This window comes from Robertmurraya siralis (assembly GCF_005502275.1).
Lineage (GTDB): Bacteria > Bacillota > Bacilli > Bacillales > Cytobacillaceae > Robertmurraya > Robertmurraya siralis.
In genome coordinates, this window is sequence record NZ_SWLZ01000038.1 from 1 (window position 1) to 18,650 (window position 18,650).

General features: G+C 32.6%; 19 protein-coding genes and 1 pseudogene. 12 read left to right on the forward strand and 8 right to left on the reverse strand.

Annotation, left to right across the window (positions count from 1 at the left end):
• The first annotated feature begins 803 nt into the window (after positions 1–803).
• From FCJ93_RS23715 to FCJ93_RS23725, 3 genes are all read left to right on the forward strand, one after another.
• Positions 804–1,733 carry a BtrH N-terminal domain-containing protein gene (locus FCJ93_RS23715; protein ID WP_095314856.1) on the forward strand — a complete coding sequence of 310 codons (930 nt, stop codon included), beginning with the start codon at positions 804–806 and terminating at the stop codon, positions 1,731–1,733.
• A 1-nt stretch (position 1,734) separates the two neighbouring features.
• On the forward strand, positions 1,735–2,007 hold the full coding sequence (locus FCJ93_RS23720; protein WP_137744860.1) for a hypothetical protein: 273 nt from the start codon (positions 1,735–1,737) through the stop codon (positions 2,005–2,007).
• Between the two features lie 270 nt (positions 2,008–2,277).
• On the forward strand, positions 2,278–2,802 hold the full coding sequence (locus FCJ93_RS23725; RefSeq protein WP_095314858.1) for a GNAT family N-acetyltransferase: 525 nt from the start codon (positions 2,278–2,280) through the stop codon (positions 2,800–2,802).
• Positions 2,803–3,085: 283 nt separating this feature from the next.
• Here FCJ93_RS23725 and FCJ93_RS26035 read toward each other — a convergent pair.
• A pseudogene (locus tag FCJ93_RS26035) lies at positions 3,086–3,478 on the reverse strand (IS3 family transposase); the annotation flags it as partial.
• 21 nt (positions 3,479–3,499) lie between these two features.
• Positions 3,500–3,721, reverse strand: coding sequence for a helix-turn-helix domain-containing protein (locus tag FCJ93_RS26015; protein ID WP_408014810.1), 222 nt, complete (start codon positions 3,719–3,721; stop codon positions 3,500–3,502).
• Between the two features lie 559 nt (positions 3,722–4,280).
• On the opposite strand from FCJ93_RS26015, the gene FCJ93_RS23735 reads away from it, so the two are divergent.
• The 9 genes from FCJ93_RS23735 (at position 4,281) to istB (FCJ93_RS23775) (ending at position 10,794) form a co-directional block, all read left to right on the forward strand.
• A complete protein-coding gene (locus FCJ93_RS23735) occupies positions 4,281–4,478 on the forward strand; it encodes an integrase (RefSeq protein WP_170943676.1) in 198 nt (65 codons plus the stop codon).
• Positions 4,479–4,685: 207 nt separating this feature from the next.
• The gene (locus tag FCJ93_RS23740; RefSeq protein ID WP_137744861.1) at positions 4,686–5,291 is read left to right on the forward strand and encodes a Mu transposase domain-containing protein; all 606 of its coding nucleotides are present in this window, start codon (positions 4,686–4,688) and stop codon (positions 5,289–5,291) included.
• Positions 5,284–5,916: a hypothetical protein gene (locus FCJ93_RS25800; RefSeq protein ID WP_306421319.1), complete on the forward strand. Its 633-nt coding sequence runs from the start codon at positions 5,284–5,286 to the stop codon at positions 5,914–5,916. Before FCJ93_RS23740 ends, FCJ93_RS25800 begins: the two co-directional genes overlap by 8 nt.
• A 137-nt stretch (positions 5,917–6,053) precedes the next feature.
• On the forward strand, positions 6,054–6,698 hold the full coding sequence (locus FCJ93_RS25805; protein WP_321178011.1) for a hypothetical protein: 645 nt from the start codon (positions 6,054–6,056) through the stop codon (positions 6,696–6,698).
• Positions 6,695–7,420 (forward strand): IS21-like element helper ATPase IstB, encoded by a 726-nt coding sequence (gene istB, locus FCJ93_RS23750; RefSeq protein ID WP_137743505.1) that lies wholly within the window; start codon positions 6,695–6,697, stop codon positions 7,418–7,420. The genes FCJ93_RS25805 and istB (FCJ93_RS23750) overlap by 4 nt, the downstream gene beginning before the upstream one ends.
• Positions 7,421–7,834: 414 nt before the next feature.
• Positions 7,835–9,061 (forward strand): IS21 family transposase, encoded by a 1,227-nt coding sequence (gene istA, locus FCJ93_RS23760; RefSeq protein ID WP_095314861.1) that lies wholly within the window; start codon positions 7,835–7,837, stop codon positions 9,059–9,061.
• Positions 9,061–9,816: an IS21-like element helper ATPase IstB gene (gene istB / locus FCJ93_RS23765; protein WP_095314862.1), complete on the forward strand. Its 756-nt coding sequence runs from the start codon at positions 9,061–9,063 to the stop codon at positions 9,814–9,816. Before istA ends, istB (FCJ93_RS23765) begins: the two co-directional genes overlap by 1 nt.
• Positions 9,800–10,033 carry a hypothetical protein gene (locus FCJ93_RS23770; RefSeq protein ID WP_095314863.1) on the forward strand — a complete coding sequence of 78 codons (234 nt, stop codon included), beginning with the start codon at positions 9,800–9,802 and terminating at the stop codon, positions 10,031–10,033. Before istB (FCJ93_RS23765) ends, FCJ93_RS23770 begins: the two co-directional genes overlap by 17 nt.
• Positions 10,030–10,794 (forward strand): IS21-like element helper ATPase IstB, encoded by a 765-nt coding sequence (gene istB, locus FCJ93_RS23775; protein WP_170943677.1) that lies wholly within the window; start codon positions 10,030–10,032, stop codon positions 10,792–10,794. The genes FCJ93_RS23770 and istB (FCJ93_RS23775) overlap by 4 nt, the downstream gene beginning before the upstream one ends.
• Before the next feature lie 951 nt (positions 10,795–11,745).
• Here istB (FCJ93_RS23775) and FCJ93_RS23780 read toward each other — a convergent pair.
• The 6 genes from FCJ93_RS23780 to FCJ93_RS23805 form a co-directional block, all read right to left on the reverse strand.
• Positions 11,746–12,159 (reverse strand): NUDIX hydrolase, encoded by a 414-nt coding sequence (locus FCJ93_RS23780; RefSeq protein WP_235879580.1) that lies wholly within the window; start codon positions 12,157–12,159, stop codon positions 11,746–11,748.
• Between the two features lie 550 nt (positions 12,160–12,709).
• Positions 12,710–13,537 (reverse strand): HsdM family class I SAM-dependent methyltransferase, encoded by an 828-nt coding sequence (locus FCJ93_RS23785; protein WP_095314826.1) that lies wholly within the window; start codon positions 13,535–13,537, stop codon positions 12,710–12,712.
• Positions 13,515–14,759 carry an amidophosphoribosyltransferase gene (locus tag FCJ93_RS23790; RefSeq protein WP_095314825.1) on the reverse strand — a complete coding sequence of 415 codons (1,245 nt, stop codon included), beginning with the start codon at positions 14,757–14,759 and terminating at the stop codon, positions 13,515–13,517. The genes FCJ93_RS23785 and FCJ93_RS23790 overlap by 23 nt, the downstream gene beginning before the upstream one ends.
• 9 nt (positions 14,760–14,768) lie before the next feature.
• Entirely contained in the window at positions 14,769–15,962 is a 1,194-nt protein-coding gene (locus FCJ93_RS23795; protein WP_095314824.1) for a phosphopentomutase, read from the reverse strand.
• Between the two features lie 5 nt (positions 15,963–15,967).
• Positions 15,968–17,137: a phenylacetate--CoA ligase family protein gene (locus FCJ93_RS23800; RefSeq protein ID WP_095314823.1), complete on the reverse strand. Its 1,170-nt coding sequence runs from the start codon at positions 17,135–17,137 to the stop codon at positions 15,968–15,970.
• On the reverse strand, positions 17,124–18,650 hold the full coding sequence (locus FCJ93_RS23805; RefSeq protein WP_095314822.1) for a class I adenylate-forming enzyme family protein: 1,527 nt from the start codon (positions 18,648–18,650) through the stop codon (positions 17,124–17,126). The genes FCJ93_RS23800 and FCJ93_RS23805 overlap by 14 nt, the downstream gene beginning before the upstream one ends.

An 18,650-nucleotide genomic window follows, 5' to 3' on the forward strand; every position in this document is an offset into this window, starting at 1 on the left:
TGCAAGTATGAACTATGATCATTTTACAGTGATAGGTTGATATTTTTTGCTGGTATATTTGGGTAAATAAGCGTTTCATCTTATCAAGCAAAAACTGTACACTTTATTCTAGCAGTCACACATGGTCAGTTATTAAAAGAGTCTCCATATAAAGCAGAAACGCTTTTATATCAATGTTCAATCTATGATAACCTGTGAGAAAATTGAACCTTCCCTGACAGTTGAATATTTCGTTTCAAAAAAATCACTTTCTCGGACATAATGAGCAACTGTCACGGAAAAATAGAGCAACTTTAACGGCATTAGAACATAGCTTACAGCGAAGCTGCTTGTCATTGACTGTAACGCCCGATTCTTAGTAGTCGATGGAATGGGTCGGGGCCCCACCAGCGAATGCTTAGAATCAGTTTGTCCTTGTTACTATTTATTGCAGGTGATCCAATTAGGCTTTATTTTAGCTTACCTGCATTAGTACCACTACACGGACAAAAGTTAAGTCAATGGTTGGCGAAAACTTAGGTGATTGAATATTTGTCCTAGTGGTTCTCTTTCCGTGACGCAGGTTCAATTAGTCCGTGAAGATGGCTCTGTTTGAGTGAGATATTCAACAGTTAATAGAAATAATCAACTCTAAACTTAGTTATATAGTCTATTAAGTGCGTTAAATTTATAATATATGTGTACCAAAAAAAGCGAAAACCCTTAAATTTGCAAAAAAATAAAATTTCGGAATATTGACAATAATTAAATAATCTGTTATTTTTTGGTTAAATTGATTAAATAGTATTAAAAAGGGTGGTTTGGTGGAAAGAGGGTTACATTGTACTTATTATGTAATTTCAAAGTATTTAATGCATTATGATATCAAACTTAAGGAAGAGCACTTATTTCATTTAATTGGCGGATATGAACTATCCTTCAAGAATTTAGATAATAGAATCAATTTCAGGGGGAATAATTTTAATCTAGGTCTATTGAAAGAATTGAACCTCGAATTTAAAATCAAAAATTTCGATATATTCAATCTTTTTATAGATTATGCAAAACAAAGGTTAGAGTTTGAACCTTTCCTCATGCTTTTCACTGATAGTTTTTATCTTCCATATGATAAAACAAACTATCATAGAAACAGCGGTAGCCACTTAATAATGCTTGAATTAATTGATGAAAAAAAAGGCATAGCAGTAGTCTCGGATTTTAGATATCAAAATAGAATCATCTCATTACAAGAATTAGAAACTGCTAGTATTAATTGTAGTTTAGGTAAGGGAGTGAACTTGTTAGATATCGAAATCCACAAAAAGATGACTGAAATAGAGTATATTTCCTTTGTTAAGAAAGCAATATTAGATAATCTAATTACCTATGATGATACAAAGTGTGATTATCTTACAAATAATTTCAAAATAGCTTTTTTAGATTTTGTAAGTTCTCTCACAGACCCATTAATTTATAAGCTTGAGTTAGAAGCAGCTGCAAAGTCTATTCATCATCCAAATGGACCAATATCAACCAGGAAACTAATGTTAAGAAGTTTAAATAATAGCGGATTAGATGATGATTATGTGTATTTATCTTTACAATGGTTTAAGCTCTCTAAGACTTTCTTAAAACATTCAAAATTTAAGAATGAAGATTTCGAGGATTTATTCAAAGCTTATAGTCAATTAATAAAAAATGAATTCAATGTTATTAATAAAGTCAAAAAATATCTAATAAAGGAAGTTCCTTGATATGTTTCTTAATCTTAATAAAGATATAGGAGTAGAAAAAATTGAAGAAGGAATTATTATTATAGTTTTTAAAACCAAAGAGGCATTTTTTTTAGAAACAGAAATATATGATTTATTGCTCCCCCTACAGAGTAATCACTTGAGAATTGATCAGTACTACGAATCCTATTTTAAGAAAGATTATGAGTATAATGAATTTACCGAATTCATCCAAAATTTGATTAACTCAGAAATATTAGTTGAAGGAGGTGATTTCAATGAAAAAGGCTCTTAAAGTCAAAAAACTTGGCCAAATTGTAAGATGGAATGTAAAGATGTAATTTACAATTTGTATTAAGAAGGTAAAAAAGGTCTTTTCCTTTTTTACTTTCTTATTTTCATTCTTAGGCTCTGCAAAATCAGAAATGACATCACCTAAAGTATCATATATTTTTAAATCCAAGAGACTTTTTATTAACGAATTATCCTTTCTCGCATTAATGCATAAGAGTACTTTGCCTATGAAACGAAAAATAATCAAAAAACAGTGGGAGAAATTATAAAAATGGAAAAAATTTATACTTTATGTCCTCTTGATAATAATGACAATGAATTTTTTTATGAACTATATAATGATGTTTTAGTCCAGAACAATGCTATAAGTTTTGATGCCCTACCTCAGACAAGAAGTATAGTACAAGAAAGAATAAATAGATGGATGAATAGTAAAATAGATAAATTTTTCTGTATCAAGAACTTGGAAAACGAACCAATGGGAATAGCACAAATATTTAATGTAGAATATAGTAATCGAAAATGTGTAGTAGGACTTTTACTACAGGGTAAATACACTCAAAAAGGAATTGGACCATTGGTCTTAGAGGAGTTAGTAAGAATAGCGTTTTATTCGATGAACTTGAGAAAAATTGAAGCTAAAATACACGAGAGTAACATTCCTTCAATAAAAATGGTTGAGCGTCTCAAATTTACTAGAGAAGGAGTTTTAAGAGAATCATATTATAATAATGGACAGTATGAGGATATTCTACTTTATGGCTTACTTAAAGATGAGTTTAAAAGTAATCATTAATAGAATTGATAAATTTTCTAATCTTGGAAAAGGGATTTTCAAATTAGCTATTTTGATTACCTAATTATACATCAGTTATTTCTTAGAAGTATAAAGTATTCCCTATTAAAAGAAGCATGTAAAAAGTAAACGATAATTCGATGCTCACGGTGCAAGATCAATCAATTAAAATTGTAATTAAATTATTTGAAATTAATTGGTTGTTCGAAAATTTTATCTACCGTATTATCAAAGCACTCCAACTATGATGAAGTGACCCCATAAAGTTAGACAGGTTATTACATTAGGCAGCTTGGTGGGCATGAACTCGGTATGGTACCGAGCTAATGCCTTTTAATTTTTCCTTAATTTGCTTATGTATAAAGAATTCTATATTTTTCAAGCTCTTACTTAAAATGTTCTTCACTTTCAAATTCCTTTAGATAATGAAGATTCGATTTCAGAATACCAAAAATTTTTCCATGACTGCATTATCGTAACAGTTTCCTTTACGAGACATACTTTGTGTAATTCCTTTCTTCTTTTAGTACGTGTTGATATTGCTTCATTTAATAGTGCCAGCCTTGTTCTTAATGAAGTAGAAGCGATTTACCCTCATAACTTTGTAAACGTTCCAAGGCCTGTTCTAACATGGTTGATACAAGTGAATATCTCTTGGTCTTATTCCGATCGTATAGACATTCTACATACGTAACCGTTATAATTCTTTCTGTAAAGCTTCTACTGTTTCTTCTGTTGAATCTCTTTTTTGGGTTGGTTTATGATTTTCCTTTTTCATTGAAGGGCTCCCCTTTTTCTTTGAAATAAGGGCATCTACTCCTCCAGCTTCATAAGTCTTTAACCATTCATAGACCCTTGAAGGAGCAGGAATATTGAAAATGGCAGCTGTTTCATTTATAGACGTCCAATGATCGTTCATATAGTTTTGTACGTTTAGTTTATATTGAGCTGAACAGTTTGTATAGCGTTTGCAAAATCTTCATCTCCATGAAGTTCATATTGTTTAATCCAATTTCGAAATACAGAGGCATTTACTCCGATTCTATCCGCTATGATTCTTTATCCTTCACTACCGCTTAAATACTCTTTTACTCCGTTAATTTTTTGTTCCACTGTAAATTTGGCCAAAAGAAAAGCACCACCAATCGTTAGATTTTAAGTGTCTAACAATTGGGGTGCAGTTCATGAAGGAGGCTTTGTTTTAAAGATATTCTGTTAAACCGAAACCATTGTATTTTGCAATAAACAACCGTTCTTTCTCGCTTTTTCTGTTATGAATAAATTTAATATATTGTAAACAGCGAGGTTATTAGGAATCATCGATTACCGCCACCGAAATGTACCATCTGTGACATACTTTTTCCCACAGAATGACAAAAATTGTACCAGTAAATGCCACTCGGTTACCACTTAATACCTTTGTATAATGAATGGTCACACCTATCGGTGTGACATTTTTTATATCGGAGGCATTTTTTATGAACAATTATTGGAAAATATCGGAATTACACTATGAGGGAATCAGTCTTAGAGGTATCGCAGCAAGTACTGATAACTCTCGTCAAAAAGTAAGTGAGGTCATTCGTTTAGCTGAAAAGAAAGGATTATTCCGTCCGTTAGTCGAAGAAATGACCAAGCAATGGATTGATGTAACCTTGTTTGTGGAAAACTATTGATTCTAGTTTAACGTTTACAACTGGGCAGGATCTACAGCATTTATTATTGACTAAGATACAGGAGAAAAAGTAAAAGCGTATGTTTTCGTTGCCAATTTCCCCTGTAGTCAATTGTCTTATGCCGAAGCAACGTTTTCGATGAATCTACATTAATGGATTGCAGCACACAACCGTGCTTACGAGTACTTTGGTAGCTGCACACAAATTGTGGTCCCAGATAATTTAAAAGCGAGCGTGGCAAAACATACTACACGGGAATTAGTTTTAAATCCTACTTATAGGGAAATGGCCGACTATTATAATACTGTAGTTATGCCTGCGCGGGTTCGTACTCCAAAGGATAAAGCTAGTGTTGAGGAAACAGTAAATGTTATCTATACATGGATTATTGCATTAAGAAATACACAATGTTTCTGTATTAAGGAATTGAATGAAGAAGTTTGGAAGAAGTTAGATGAATTTAATAAGCGCCCTTTTACACGCAAAAAAGGTTGTCGCTTTTCGGCATTTGAAGAAGAGGAAAAAATCGCACTTTCTTCTCTTCCATCTATGCCTTACAAAATGTCCGAATGGAAAACAGCGAAAGTCCGTCCGGACTATCACATCTCTGTAGTTAGTATGTTTTATTCTGTTCCATATGTTTATTGCAAAATAGAAGTGCAGAGCTTTGCAAAGGGAAAATGCAGAGTCCTGCACTATTTTTATAGGCATGGAAAAGAAAAAAGACTTGCCAGTCGCCCCAAGTCCCTCTACTGTAATTGGTGTCGAATCAATTTAGAGTGGAGGAAAAGAAAGGATGCTAGCAATGTCTGATATTAATTGTATCAAACACTTAAGAAACAACAAAGGCTTATCTATTACCAAAATACAACAAACATTAAATATAAACTGGAGAACAGCAAAGAAGTATGCAGATGAGGAGCAATTACCAACAACAAAGATCTCTCCTAAAAAGGGAATGATGCATGATGAGAACTGGGGAGAAATTGTTTCGGATTGGCTTTTTGAGGATTCCAAATTAAGAAGAAAAGAAAGAAGAACTAAAAAGAAATTATTCCAGGAACTACAGGAGTTAGGTTTCAAGGGGTCCTATCGGACTCTATGCTATTTTGTTCAAGATTGGAACAATACCCATCACCATGAAAAAGATAAAGGCTATGAAAGATTAGAACATCCTCCAGGGGAAGCACAAGTAGATTTTGGCGTAATGGAAGCTGTTCAAGATGGGGAAATAGTAGATATAAGATTGCTCATCATGTCCTATCCAAATAGTAACACTGGATTTGCAGTACCTCTCCCATCAGAGAATCAAGAATGTTTCCTACATGGCCTTCAGTTATTGTTCAAACAAGCTGGGGGTGTTCCAATGAAATTAAGAATTGATAATTTGTCACCAGCTGTAAAAAAGTACGTACAAAGACAGAGGCGGTTCAACTAACAGATGAGTTCATAGCTTTTCAGAATCATTATAGTTTTGAAGTTCAGGCATGTAATCCTAGGAGTGGCCATGAAAAAGGAAGTGTTGAAAACAAAGTAGGTTATATTCGGTATAACTTCTTTAATAAGGCTCCCATCATGACTAGTTTTGAAGATTTAACCGTTCAATTAGAGAAGCAACTAATTGAGGACCGAAATCGCCTACACTATGAAAAGAATGTATTAATAAATGAACTGTGGGAACATGAGAAAAAGTACTTACTGCAGCTCCCGAAAGTAGAGTATCCCGTTTTTAAAGAAGAGATGGGGAAAGTGAATAAATACAATGAAATAACACTTGATCAGGTGCTTGTCCATGTTCCAAGGGCGTCTAATTATAGTTTGCTTCACGTTCAATTAACATGGAACTCAGTCAAGGTCATCTCACCTGATGGCGAGATATTATTAGATGATTATCGACCTTATATGAAAAAGCGAAAGGCGCTTCCGTGGATTTCAATTTTTAAAACTTGGATTAATAAGCCGAGGTCCGTCGCTTATTCTGGGTATAAAGATTATTTACCCGGAAGGGTTAAGAGTTACCTACTTGTTGAACACTTGGTCATACGAAGAGAACGTTTAAAGGCAGTGGCAAGCTTACTTATTACACATGATATGAAGCGTATTAACGAGGAATTCTACGAGTTAATCGCTGAAGAGAGAATGGGAAAAGAAGAGAATCCCTTCGAGATAAATTGGTCAGATTACGATTCCTTGACCGCAAGTAAGGAGGTTACTCCATGAGCGAGCAACTCCGAAATAAGTGTAAATCATTACGGTTAGCTTATATAGCTGAAGTCTATGAACAGATCCCTTTTGATACGAAAGAGCAGTTTTTGAGTGATCTATTAGATGAGGAGTTACATTTGAGAGAAATAGCAAAAGCTCATCGTCTTATTAAGAAAGCTAGATTTCTAGATAAAAAAAGTTTAGAAGAATATGAGTGGACAGAGCAAATCCATATGCCCTCTCATCTTGATAAAGAGGAATTATTCAGGCTGGATTTTATAGAGAAACAACAAAATGTCTTACTCGTAGGAACTCCCGGAACAGGTAAAACACATCTGGCAACCGGGTTAGGCAGAAAGGCATGTGAAATGGGTTATGAGGTAGGATTCTATCGTGTCTCACATCTCGTGGAAGAATTGGAGAAGGCTTTGAAGTTAAATCGACTCTCTTCTTTCAGAAATAAAATTCATAATTTAGATTTGGTAATCCTAGATGAAATGGGCTATCTACCCTTTAGTAAGGAAGGAGCCGAGCTATTATTTCAACTTATTTCTGAGTGTTACGAGCAGAAAAGTCTTATTCTGACATCGAACCTAGAATTTAGTCAGTGGAATCGGATATTTGCCGATTCTAGACTAACAGCTTCATTAGTTGATCGTTTAATACATCACGCTCACATTATCACTTTTCAGGGGGAAAGTTACCGTCTTTCAAACGCTCTATCAAAAAGAAGGTAATCTCCCCGGGTGGCAAAACTCTGCATTTTTGATTGCGCAAATCTGCACTTTTCTATTGCAAAATACACCATATGAATATATCAATAGACAAGTTGAAGTGAACTTTCCGATAACCTCGTCGAAATCTATTTCAATCATATGCGAGTAGCTTCCCATAAAAGATTATATGGGAAATTCGGTCAGTTAGCTACTATTCGCGATCATATGCCTGATAATCATAAGTTATTTGTGGATCAAACACCAGAAGCTGTTTTGAATGGGCTGAATGTATTTGAGCATCAACTTTGAAGGTAGTTCAATATATTTTAGATACTGTAAGCAACGGTGTTAAAATCCCTAATAATAACGGTTTAAAATTCCCTCAAAATAACGGACATTGGTTTCAAAACTACATAATGATGGAGTGGCGAAACGATGGTCAAGATTGGGGAATTTTTTATGATAAGAGAACTATTTCAAAAAGGTTGGTCAATCAAAGCTATAGCTGACAAGACTGGCTTTGATCCAAAGACAATTCGTAAATACACTAGAAAAGATCAATTACCTAATAAGAAGGCTAGTAAGAAAAGACCTAGTAAACTGGACCCTTTTAAATCGTATATCTTAGAACGTTTAAAGGAAGGTACGACAAATTGTGAAGTGTTATTTGAGGAGATACAAGCTCTAGGTTACGAAGGGAAAATGACGATTCTACGAGAGTTCGTTAAGCCACATCGTCAGAATCCGAAAAAACAAGCAACCTTACGGTTTGAAACTCCTCCTGGTAAACAAGCTCAAATGGACTGGGGATATGTAGGAAAATACCTTGTCGATGGGGTAGAAAAAGAGATTTATGCCTTTGTCATGGTGCTAGGGTATTCTCGTCTGAAGTACATAGAATTTTCAACGAGTATGGATTTAGAAACCTTAATGAAATGCCATATGAACGCTTTTGCTTACTTTAACGGGGTTCCACAACAGATTCTTTATGACAATATGAAAACAGCTGTTATTAAACATTCACCTGTAGAGATTCGTTTTAATCAAAAGTTTGAAGACTTCTTAGCGTACTACGGAGTGGTACCGAAGGCATGTAAACCCAACCGACCACAAACAAAAGGGAAAGTAGAAAATGTTGTTGGTTATTTAAAGAAGAATTTTATGCAGCGTAAACATGAGCCCACACTTCAAGCTCTTAATGAAGATGTTCGCAAATGGTTAGATAAAACAGCTAACCTAAAACCAAATGCCACGACAAATGAATCACCAATTAAACGATTTGAAGTCGAAGAAAAGTATTTACAATCGAGTCATAAGAAGGCTGCTTTTCCTGTAGTGAAGTGGGAAATACGAGAGGTTAGTAGAGATTCGTTTATCTCTTACCGAGGAAAGCGTTATTCTGTTCCATTCCGCTTTGTTGGTCAAAATGTAAAAGTGAAAGAAACGCTTGCTCATCATTTAGAGATATATGATGACTTTGAGTGTATTGCGAAACACCCTATTCTTACTGGTAAAACGGAAGTCCATTTAAATTTAGGACATTATAAAGGGCTGAAAGAGACCGAAAAAGGTTTGGCGACCCGTCTCCAACAACCCGATGTGTTTGAAGTGGAACATCGTCCTCTTCAAGTGTATGAACAATTAGAAAGGAGTGAAACATAATGTCTACTCAACTTCTAATCGAACGACTAGAAAAATTGGGATGGCACCATACAGCTAACCAAATTCATGGTTTACTCGAAGATGCATCTAAAGATAATGTACCATATTCTGAGTTCCTTGACACGATTCTATTGAACGAAATTGAAAAAAGAGAGTCTCTAGCTTTGGAAAAGCGAATACAAAAAGCTAGACTTCCTTACCAAAAGACGATTCATGATTTTGACTTTTCATTTCAGCCAAGTATTAGTGAAAAGAGAGTCAAAGAAGTTCTCACTTGCCGTTTTATTGAAAATGGAGAAAATGTTTTACTCCTTGGCCCGCCAGGGGTCGGAAAAACGCACTTATCCATAGCTTTTACAATGGAAGCTATAATTAAGGGATATTCCGCAGCTTTTATGAGGACAGATGATTTTATTACAGAGTGTAAAAAAGCAGAAAAGGCTGGTCTTCTTAATCGAGTCATTAAACGTTGGAGTCGACCTCATATACTAGTTATTGATGAATTGGGTTACTTCCCCTTTGATGAACTTAGTGCCAATGTGTTATTCCAGGTCATATCTAAAAGATATGATCAAAGAGGAGCTCTTATCATTACCTCTAATAAGTCATTTGTTGAGTGGGGCAAGATCTTTAGGGATGAAGTATTAGCCACAGCCATATTGGATCGCCTTCTCCACCATGCGACCACTTTTAATGTAAAAGGTAATTCTTATCGGCTTCGAGAGAAGCAAAAAGCCGGTGTCACACCTGTATAAGTTTAGCGATGATAAATGGGAATTTAGAACCGTTGAAAAGAGGGAATTTCAAAACGTTGTTGACAAACGCCAACGACGGGAACATGATACAGAGATTGATGACGCTGAGATCCCCTCTCCCTTAAATACTTTATCTGGATGGGTCATGGAAACTGAAGCGCAAAAACGCAACGTAGCAGCCTATACCGCCTTAATGGAAGAAGGTGATCTCAATTGAATCAGCTCCACCAATTACAAGATATAATGAAATCCCTTCGTTTAGCTGAAACTGCAAATCAGTTACCTGAACTTATAAGAGAAGCTGAGAAAAAGGAATTATCCTTTACTCAGTTCCTCTTAGATGTAACCACCTACGAACAAAAATGTCGAGATGAAAAACAATTAGAAAGGCGTTTTAAGTGGGCGACTTTTCCCTTTTATAGCACCGTTGATGAATATGACATCAAAGAGCAAAAATCATTAAGTCATAAGAAAATAAACCAGTTGAAAGACTTAACTTGGATTGAGCAACTCTACAATATTATTTTTCTTGGACCACCAGGTGTTGGGAAAACCCATCTCTCGATAGGGTTGGGAATTCAAGCTTTAAACCAGGGATATAAAGTGATATTCACGACAATGGGAGACTTAGTACATGTATTAAAAACCGAAGAAATAACTAGGAAATCGAAAACAAGAATGAAACGGATTAGAGAAGCAGATTTAGTGATTATAGATGATTTAATGTTTATGGCAATGGATAAGCAGGAAGCTAATATGTTTTTCCACTTGATTAATAGTCTATATAATCAATCTGCCATTATATTAACTTCAAACAAAGGTCCAAAAGAATGGGGAGAATTATTAGGAGATCAAGCAATTACGACAGCTATATTAGATAGACTCCTACACCGAGTAGAGATTATTCATTTAAATGAAGACAGTTGGAGAATGAAGCACAGAAAAACGATATTTGGTGAACAAAATGTTTCAAATTAATCAGCAAAAATTGTGTCAATATACTTGACGGTCACAACTGCATAAATTAAATGCCATAACCTACATTTTTATGATGCCATAGACAAGATCTTAAGCTCCTTAGCGATTTGTGTTACTTTAAATTTTCTTTTACTTAGTTCATGAATCTTTACATATAACACTAACTTCTCCTCCAAAACCCCTACCTCCAGTAAAATAACGTCAATTCCTATTTTACTAAAGTAGTAGGTTGATTTATTGAGCAAAAGTGTAAAATCTTATCAAGCAATAACTGTCAACTTTATTCTAGCGTTTACAAAAGGAGCCATTACTTCATGAATTGACTGAAGAGGATATTTCTGGAAGGCGCTAGAAAATTAATATATGATTATTTTAATACAGCTCCAAATAGTAAACAAAAATAACTCATAGACTACAAAGGCCCTACAGTTTATTGTCTATAATCTGTAGGGCTATTTTAAGTTTGGTAAACAGGTTGGCACCAACTGGTAAACTTTTTGAAGAACAGTGGTAAAAAACATGGCAAGCCTGGTAAAAACATGTGGCGGTAATCAATCATACAGCATCTTCTTAAGATTTACTCGATTCTTAAAGAAAACTACTCCTTTGAAAGCGAAAACTTCCTTAACAAATATAAGGTTTTCCGTCCTAACTGATAAACACTTGAGAATATTCATGGAAGAATCGTTCTAGCCCCAATTATGAAGACGAATTTTTGATTCGTTCTGAAAATTAGAGATTTTTTCCGGATGATTCACTATCTCCCTAAGAACTGATAATATACGTTCATTTAGGCAGCTTTAACTCAGTAGCTTATATTAGATACTTATTTTATTCAAACTCCAAATTCATTTAGTACAGAAATAGCTCAGAAAATTTTTACTTACACACTCTGATTTCTATTCTGCACGAATTGAATATGTAGAATCTGGCATACTCTGAGAGAAGAAACTAGTATATTAAATTATTTTCAGCAAGATATTTTTTGGCAAGATATATAGCCGTTACTGAAAATAACTGTTCTATTTTTTTATTGTTTATTAATTCATCAGTTTTATTGAATTTTAAACTAAGATATTTAATTTCTTCTGTATCATCTAATTTTTGTTGGTATGCTTTATAGGATTCAACTAGTAAGTATGTTTTGATTTTGTTTGTATTTATTGCAGGATTAACATAAAATTCACCTAAAAGAATGGGATCATAATCTGAAATAAATCCTGTCTCCTCTTTGACCTCTCTTTTGATAGCTTCACTCGCATCTTCGTTATCTTCTACCTTCCCCGCTGGAATTTCAAGTTGATTTTTTTGTGAACCATGCCGATATTGTTCCACTAAGATAATGTTTTTATCTTTGGTTAACACTACTGCATTTACCCAGTTTGGTAACTCTTGTACATAGTATTCTTCTATTATCTTTCCATTAGGTAATAAACATTTATCTTTTCTAAGATTTCCAAAAGGTGTTTGATAAATATATAATTGGTCAATGACCTTCCATGGCTTAATGTTAGTTATTTTAATTCCCTCCCTTAAAAATACAGCAGCTTTTTTACAACATTAATTTGATCGTTTATACGGACCCTCTTCCTTAACCAATTGAAATCCATTTTTTGGCTAGGAAAACTTGTTGCTTTTAAAAAAAAATATAGATGGGAGCTTTTCCATAAGTTTTATATTTTGATGTCTTTTTTGGTAATGCGGTCTCGTTAATCTCACTTCAAAGTTGATTTACAGACAAACAGAAAAATATTAAAAACACAAGTTAAATAAACAAACCTGAGATGTTTTTGGAACCTACTTTTTTCAATTCAGATAAATACTATGATTAGTTTACATTGATCATAATCAATGATTTTATGAATCTAAGCACCTTTTAATCCCCAATCTTACAGATGCTTATTTTACTACAAATTTATCTTAAATGATTTTTAACTTCCTTAACTACTTCCAATGCTAATCTTTTATTTTCCTCCTCATTTTTTGTCCATTCATTAACTAAACTTATTGTAATGGTTTTTATTTGATTGATTTTATCTTTACTTTTTTCATAATAAATAAGACAACTTTCTACCATAATATTTGAATTATAAAATGCACTACTTGGGAGTTCTATAATGGCTAAAACATTTCCATTACTCTCCATATATTTTATGACGTCTTTAAATTCATTTGTAAACAAACTTTTAGGAACAAGGAAGATACCTCTCCCACCATCAACCAAGGAATGTATGCCTAATTCAATAAATAATGCTGTACTGTTGTTTTTTGTCGGAATATTGGTAAGACTGTATCCATTATAGTTTTCAGTATTGACTTGTAATCCCCATGGAGGATTTGCTATTACATAATTAAACTTTTGAGAAATACGGTTAATTTTAGCTAGAGCATCACAATTCTCAATGTTCACATCTGGATATAACAGCTTACATATTTTACTACTTTCTGGATCAATTTCAAATCCGTATTTTTGTACTTCGCAATTTGATGGGATATACTCAAATAGTCTACCTGAGCCACAACTAGTGTCTAAAACATTCCCTTTTTTTACATCTAATAACATAGCCATTAAATATGATACTGCAAAATCCGTATAAAAACCTCTGAGCAACTGTCTTCCATTATAATAACGTTTAACAAATTTTCTTTGTCTGTCGTTCAAAGTAGTATTATTCCTAATTAATCTCCTGGATATTTTACTAAGTTTTTCACTTCTACTATTAAAATTTATAGGATAATTCATTAAAACCTCCTGTAAAACAATCAATACAAAAGAAATCACTTAAATCATTTGAATTCAAAATAAATCTATAACCTTCCAGAGATAAATAGCAAATAGATAAATTCTCAAAAACTGTGTGATTTATAATACTTGGCTGAGGGTTATCCACCTTTGAATATTTACAATGTGTCATATATTTAGGTGAGCAGATTCCTATTGTAAGACTTTTAATGCCCATTTTTATCAATCTATTGATATGATATTGAGTATTATTACTAATATATGAATCTATTAATAAGACTTTTTTATTTTCTAAAGAGTTTTTAATGTAGTTTGGAGCAGAACCATACTTTTCTATAATACCTAGGTCGTACATTACTTTTGAATGCTGAGCATATCCTAATGCGTAAGGGATGCTATTCTCGGAACAACTAATAACTGTATCTAAATTTATTTGCAATTCTTTTGCAAGTTGTCTTCCAAGTTCTTTTCTTAGTAAATATATATTTTTACCACCTAGAAAACTATTTGAATTTGCCAATGACAACAGTTCGAATGAACATAGCTTGCTTTCGACTTCATTTACTCTTATTTTTTTTATACCTTGCTCTAGACAGAGTATTTCATTGGAATTAAGATCACTAATTATTTCTCCACCTAAACCTTCAATTACTGATGTCTCGGATGAAAATAAAAAAGTGTTATCAAGCTTTCCAATGACAATTGGTATTATTCCTTTTTTAATTATAAATATTGCCTGTTTAGTTATTATAGTTAATAAAAAGGTACCTTCTAGTAAAGTAAAACAATCCTTAATAGCATCGATCAGAGTATATGATTTACTCAGGTGCAACAAATAGAAAATAATCTCTTCAGATGTTCCTTTATTTATTGGGATATTATTAGTCAAGATTTTTTGATAAATTTCATTCTTATTGGAGATTTGTCCGATTACGCTAATAACTATTTCCCCATATCTACTAAACCTAAAATGATGAGGTTCATTTACGTACTCATTGGAAACAAAACCATAAGATAAGTTAACATCACAGAGTATTATGTCATTAAATATTCCCTCTAAACTTTCGCTATTATATATTTGTAATCCATTTTTATTACTTAAAATAATCCCGAAGTTATGTTGACCCCTGTGAATTGAGTAAATTAAACCTGATTTTAACAAACTCCCGCTATTAACATGCGTTCCTATACCTATTACTCCAAAACTATTTAAACAGCACATAATTATCCCTTAAATAAAGATTTCTTTTAAGAAACTCTTCCCTTTTAATGAATAACTTATATTAAAATTATCTGCAATAGTTGCAGCAATATCACAAAGTTGATAATTTTTTTGTAACCTTCGTCCATTATTAATATTCTTATGAAAGATAAGCAAAGGAGAATATTCCCTTGTATGTAATCCAGTGTATAAAGCATCGCATCCATGACCGTCCGAGCAAATTATTAGTAAATCATCGGCTTTCATTTTGCTCATTACAAACTTAAGCTGAAAATCAAATAATTCAATCGCTTTAGCCCAACCATGAGTATCGAAGTAATGACCATATTTTGCATCGAAATCATTGAGATTAACAAAAATTAATCCAGAGGATACATTTTCCATATAATTATACAAGGCTTCAACACTTTCATCATTTGATCTTGTGTATATAGATTCTTTTATAGCTTCACCTCTAAACATAGCCCAAACTTTCCCTGCTGCATAAGTTGAAATATTAGCCTTACTTAATTCCTTTAATAATGTTTTATTTGGTGGATTAAACATAAGAAAATCTTTTCGATTTAAATGAGGAACATCTATTGATCCATCCACATTTTCAATCAATGGTCGACAACCTATCCTTCCAATTATATTATTATACCTCGATAAACTATTAGCTGCTATTTCACAAATATCGTACTGTTCATTCAAAGAAATTTTATCCATTAAAGCATAAATGCCAAATGTGCGAATAGACTCTAAGCCCTTTTCAGTAAGAATAATAACACTATTAGGAGTATCTTTGTGCTCCTGTAAATAATCATAAATAACTTCATTTCTATGATAGAAAGCTTTATTTCCAATAACTTTTAAGCCTGTAGATTCTTCAAAGTGTTTTATTACTTCCTGCTGAAAGCCATCTTCCCAATAATAAGAATATTGTTCATCAAGCGTAACGCCGGCCAATTCCCAATGACCAGCCCAAGAATCAGCAAAATTAGACGAAAGCTTACATTTACTTACATATCCTTCTATTTTGTAATTTTCTGAATTATTATTTAAATAGTGATTTACCCCTAATTTACTTAAATTAGGCAATTTTGTGTCTTTCTCTATTTGTAGAACATCTCTAAATGAAGATGTTTGAAATGGAAAATCTTCTACTGCACCAACCCCAACACCATCTAATACAATTAAAATGACCCTATTAAATCTATTCATTATTCTTATTTCTCTCCAATTTCTATAAAATAGGATAATTTACCATTTTTCCCCAAATTTATAAAATCTGTTTCTTCAAAGTTCAATTGGATATCTAATTCCTTTTTAATATTCTCTTCATATTTTATAAGCGCTTCTTCTTTGAACCCTTTACCACGTATAAATAAAAATTTAAAATTCTCTTCCCCTGTCCTTTGTATTTGAAATTGTATAAAAGCTCCGGGGAAAGTCCTGTGTGTATCATTCAAAGCCAGAAAAAAAACTGCAATACTAACAAAACGACCTTTTACTCTTATATAACTGCTACTTCTACCAGCAAGAATATTAATCATTCTTCCTGAAAACGTACACTCTGTTTCAGCCACCCACTCTACTGAATCACCTATGTTGTACTTGATTAGAGGCATACTATAATTATTTAAGCCCGTTAGAAGCAATTCATTGTTATTATTTATTTCACAATATACATTATCTTCACATAAATGTAGATGCCCATTTGGACAACTATATGCAATTAACCATGTTTCTTTACTTCCATACATATTGGTTACTTTCGTATCAAAAGCCAAAGAAATATAATCCTGCTGTTCTTTTAAACAAAATTCACCAGTTAATTCTATAAATTTCAAACTACTAAAATCATATTTTTCATTCGACTGTAAAATATACCTTGAAATATAATTAAGAGCTGATGGTGGACCAAATATCCATTTTGGTTGAAAAAAATGTATCGCTCTACAGTAATCCTTTATATTTTTCAAACTTAAATCTAAAAGATTTAGGGATAAATTATTTTTATTGATTATTACGTTCTGATTATTTACACTCTTATCTTTATTGTACCTTCTAATAAAAAATGTTACGTATTTATCTCTAGGATTTACTTTTCCATGCTTATTTCTTTCTTTCCATAAGTGTCTACCCATTCGAATTAAATCAGTATTCGATTTGTAGCATCTAATAGGTATCCCAGTTGATCCACTTGTTGTATGTAAAGTTAAATCTTCTATTCTAAATTTTGATGATAAAAAAAGAGTTTCAGAGCCGCTCAAATTATTTCTTTTAATTTCAGGAAATATTTCATAAAACTCATTAACATCATTTAATAATTCCAGATCGTTATAAAATGGAACTGTTTCTATTGCGTGGATTAACAAATTCTTAAGATTGTACATATGATCTTATCCCTAGTTCATTTAGAATAATTTCAACCATTTTTTTTCTATCTATTTTACCTGAGTTAGTTAATGGAAAACTATTAAAGAAAGAAATATATTTTGGTTGCATCCATGGCTCTAAATGATTCTTACATAGTTTCATGATAGCGTCTTCAATAGTATTCTTATTTCTCATATCAAAATTCAAGACGGATATAGCAATAGAGTTTCCCTCTATTTCATCAGGGATACCGACAGCAACTACATCTTCTACAGAAGCTATATTATTAAGAATTAGATTTTCAATAACGGATGGCTCTATTCTAAATCCCCGTGATTTAAACATATTATCCTTTCTACCCTTAAAATAAAGAAAACCATCATTATCTTGGTAAAAAAAGTCGCCCGTTTTTAGGTATATTTCATCATTTAATTGGATTAAAATACTTTTGGTTGAATTAATATCATTCCAGTAACCTTCGCAAACATTTGGACCAGATACGTACAATTCTCCAATCTGTCCTTCTTTACAATCTTCAAACTGTTCGTTAAGAATTTTAATCTTAGTACCATGAATAGGGATGCCAACAGATTCTCTTTTTTTAGTAATATATTCCGGAGGTAAGTATGAAACCCTTTTACATTCAGTTAGACCATACATTAGATAGAGTTTTGCATTAGGGCATGCTTTTTCAATTTCCTTGATTTTTGCGATTGTTAAGCTATCTCCTGTATTAGTAACGTATCTGACATTTGGATATTGTTTTTCCCCTTTTCTAAACAATAAATTAAAAATATTCCTTATCCCTGGAATACATGTGATTTTTTCATTTTCTATAATTTCTTTGTATTTACTAATGTAAATTGTTGCTTCTTCTAAATAAAGAGTTGCACCACTAGAAATTGATATAAAAAGTTGATAAAGCCCATAGTCAAAACACAAAGGTAAAATGGAGAAGATTTTGTCTCTTGGACTATGCTTTAAGTAACGATTAATTGCATTAGTAGAAAAAATTATATTCCTATGGGTACTAACAACTCCCTTTGGTTTCCCTGTAGATCCCGACGTATAAATAATCGCTGCTATTTTACTCTCCTTTATCTTTCCTTCAGTACATAACTGTCCCTTATTTTCGAAAGTAATATTTGCTATATCCTTTAAATTCAAAATAATTCTCTCTTTGTTAAATATGTTAGTAAAACAAGTCTCTGAATTGGTAATAATCACCGCAGGAGAAGAATCCTCTATAATATATTCGAGAGATAGTGTGCTTATATTTGGATGAATTATACAAATAATTCCACCAGCTTTTAAAGTTCCCAGAATGCATACTGCGGCCTCAATTGAATTTGGTAAATGGATCAAAATTCTATCTCCAGCATTTAATCCTCTACTCACCAAATATGATGCAAACTGATCTACTTTTTCTTTAAGCTCTACATAAGTAAGACTTTCTCCTCCACTAACAATGGCCAATTTATTTGGATAATTCTTTGTAATCATATCTAACCACAATGAAATATTTAACAT

Bases quoted from the DNA above. Each gene is read 5' to 3' on its own strand.
- FCJ93_RS23720 (WP_137744860.1), top strand. From the start codon at position 1,735: ATGTTTCTTAATCTTAATAAAGATATAGGAGTAGAAAAAATTGAAGAA.
- FCJ93_RS23725 (WP_095314858.1), top strand. From the start codon at position 2,278: ATGGAAAAAATTTATACTTTATGTCCTCTTGATAATAATGACAATGAA.
- FCJ93_RS26015 (WP_408014810.1), bottom strand. From the start codon at position 3,721: ATGAACGATCATTGGACGTCTATAAATGAAACAGCTGCCATTTTCAAT.
- FCJ93_RS23735 (WP_170943676.1), top strand. From the start codon at position 4,281: ATGAACAATTATTGGAAAATATCGGAATTACACTATGAGGGAATCAGT.
- FCJ93_RS25800 (WP_306421319.1), top strand. From the start codon at position 5,284: ATGTCTGATATTAATTGTATCAAACACTTAAGAAACAACAAAGGCTTA.
- FCJ93_RS25805 (WP_321178011.1), top strand. From the start codon at position 6,054: ATGACTAGTTTTGAAGATTTAACCGTTCAATTAGAGAAGCAACTAATT.
- istB (WP_137743505.1), top strand. From the start codon at position 6,695: ATGAGCGAGCAACTCCGAAATAAGTGTAAATCATTACGGTTAGCTTAT.
- istA (WP_095314861.1), top strand. From the start codon at position 7,835: ATGGTCAAGATTGGGGAATTTTTTATGATAAGAGAACTATTTCAAAAA.
- istB (WP_095314862.1), top strand. From the start codon at position 9,061: ATGTCTACTCAACTTCTAATCGAACGACTAGAAAAATTGGGATGGCAC.
- FCJ93_RS23785 (WP_095314826.1), bottom strand. From the start codon at position 13,537: ATGAATTATCCTATAAATTTTAATAGTAGAAGTGAAAAACTTAGTAAA.
- FCJ93_RS23790 (WP_095314825.1), bottom strand. From the start codon at position 14,759: ATGTGCTGTTTAAATAGTTTTGGAGTAATAGGTATAGGAACGCATGTT.
- FCJ93_RS23795 (WP_095314824.1), bottom strand. From the start codon at position 15,962: ATGAATAGATTTAATAGGGTCATTTTAATTGTATTAGATGGTGTTGGG.
- FCJ93_RS23800 (WP_095314823.1), bottom strand. From the start codon at position 17,137: ATGTACAATCTTAAGAATTTGTTAATCCACGCAATAGAAACAGTTCCA.
- FCJ93_RS23805 (WP_095314822.1), bottom strand. From the start codon at position 18,650: ATGTTAAATATTTCATTGTGGTTAGATATGATTACAAAGAATTATCCA.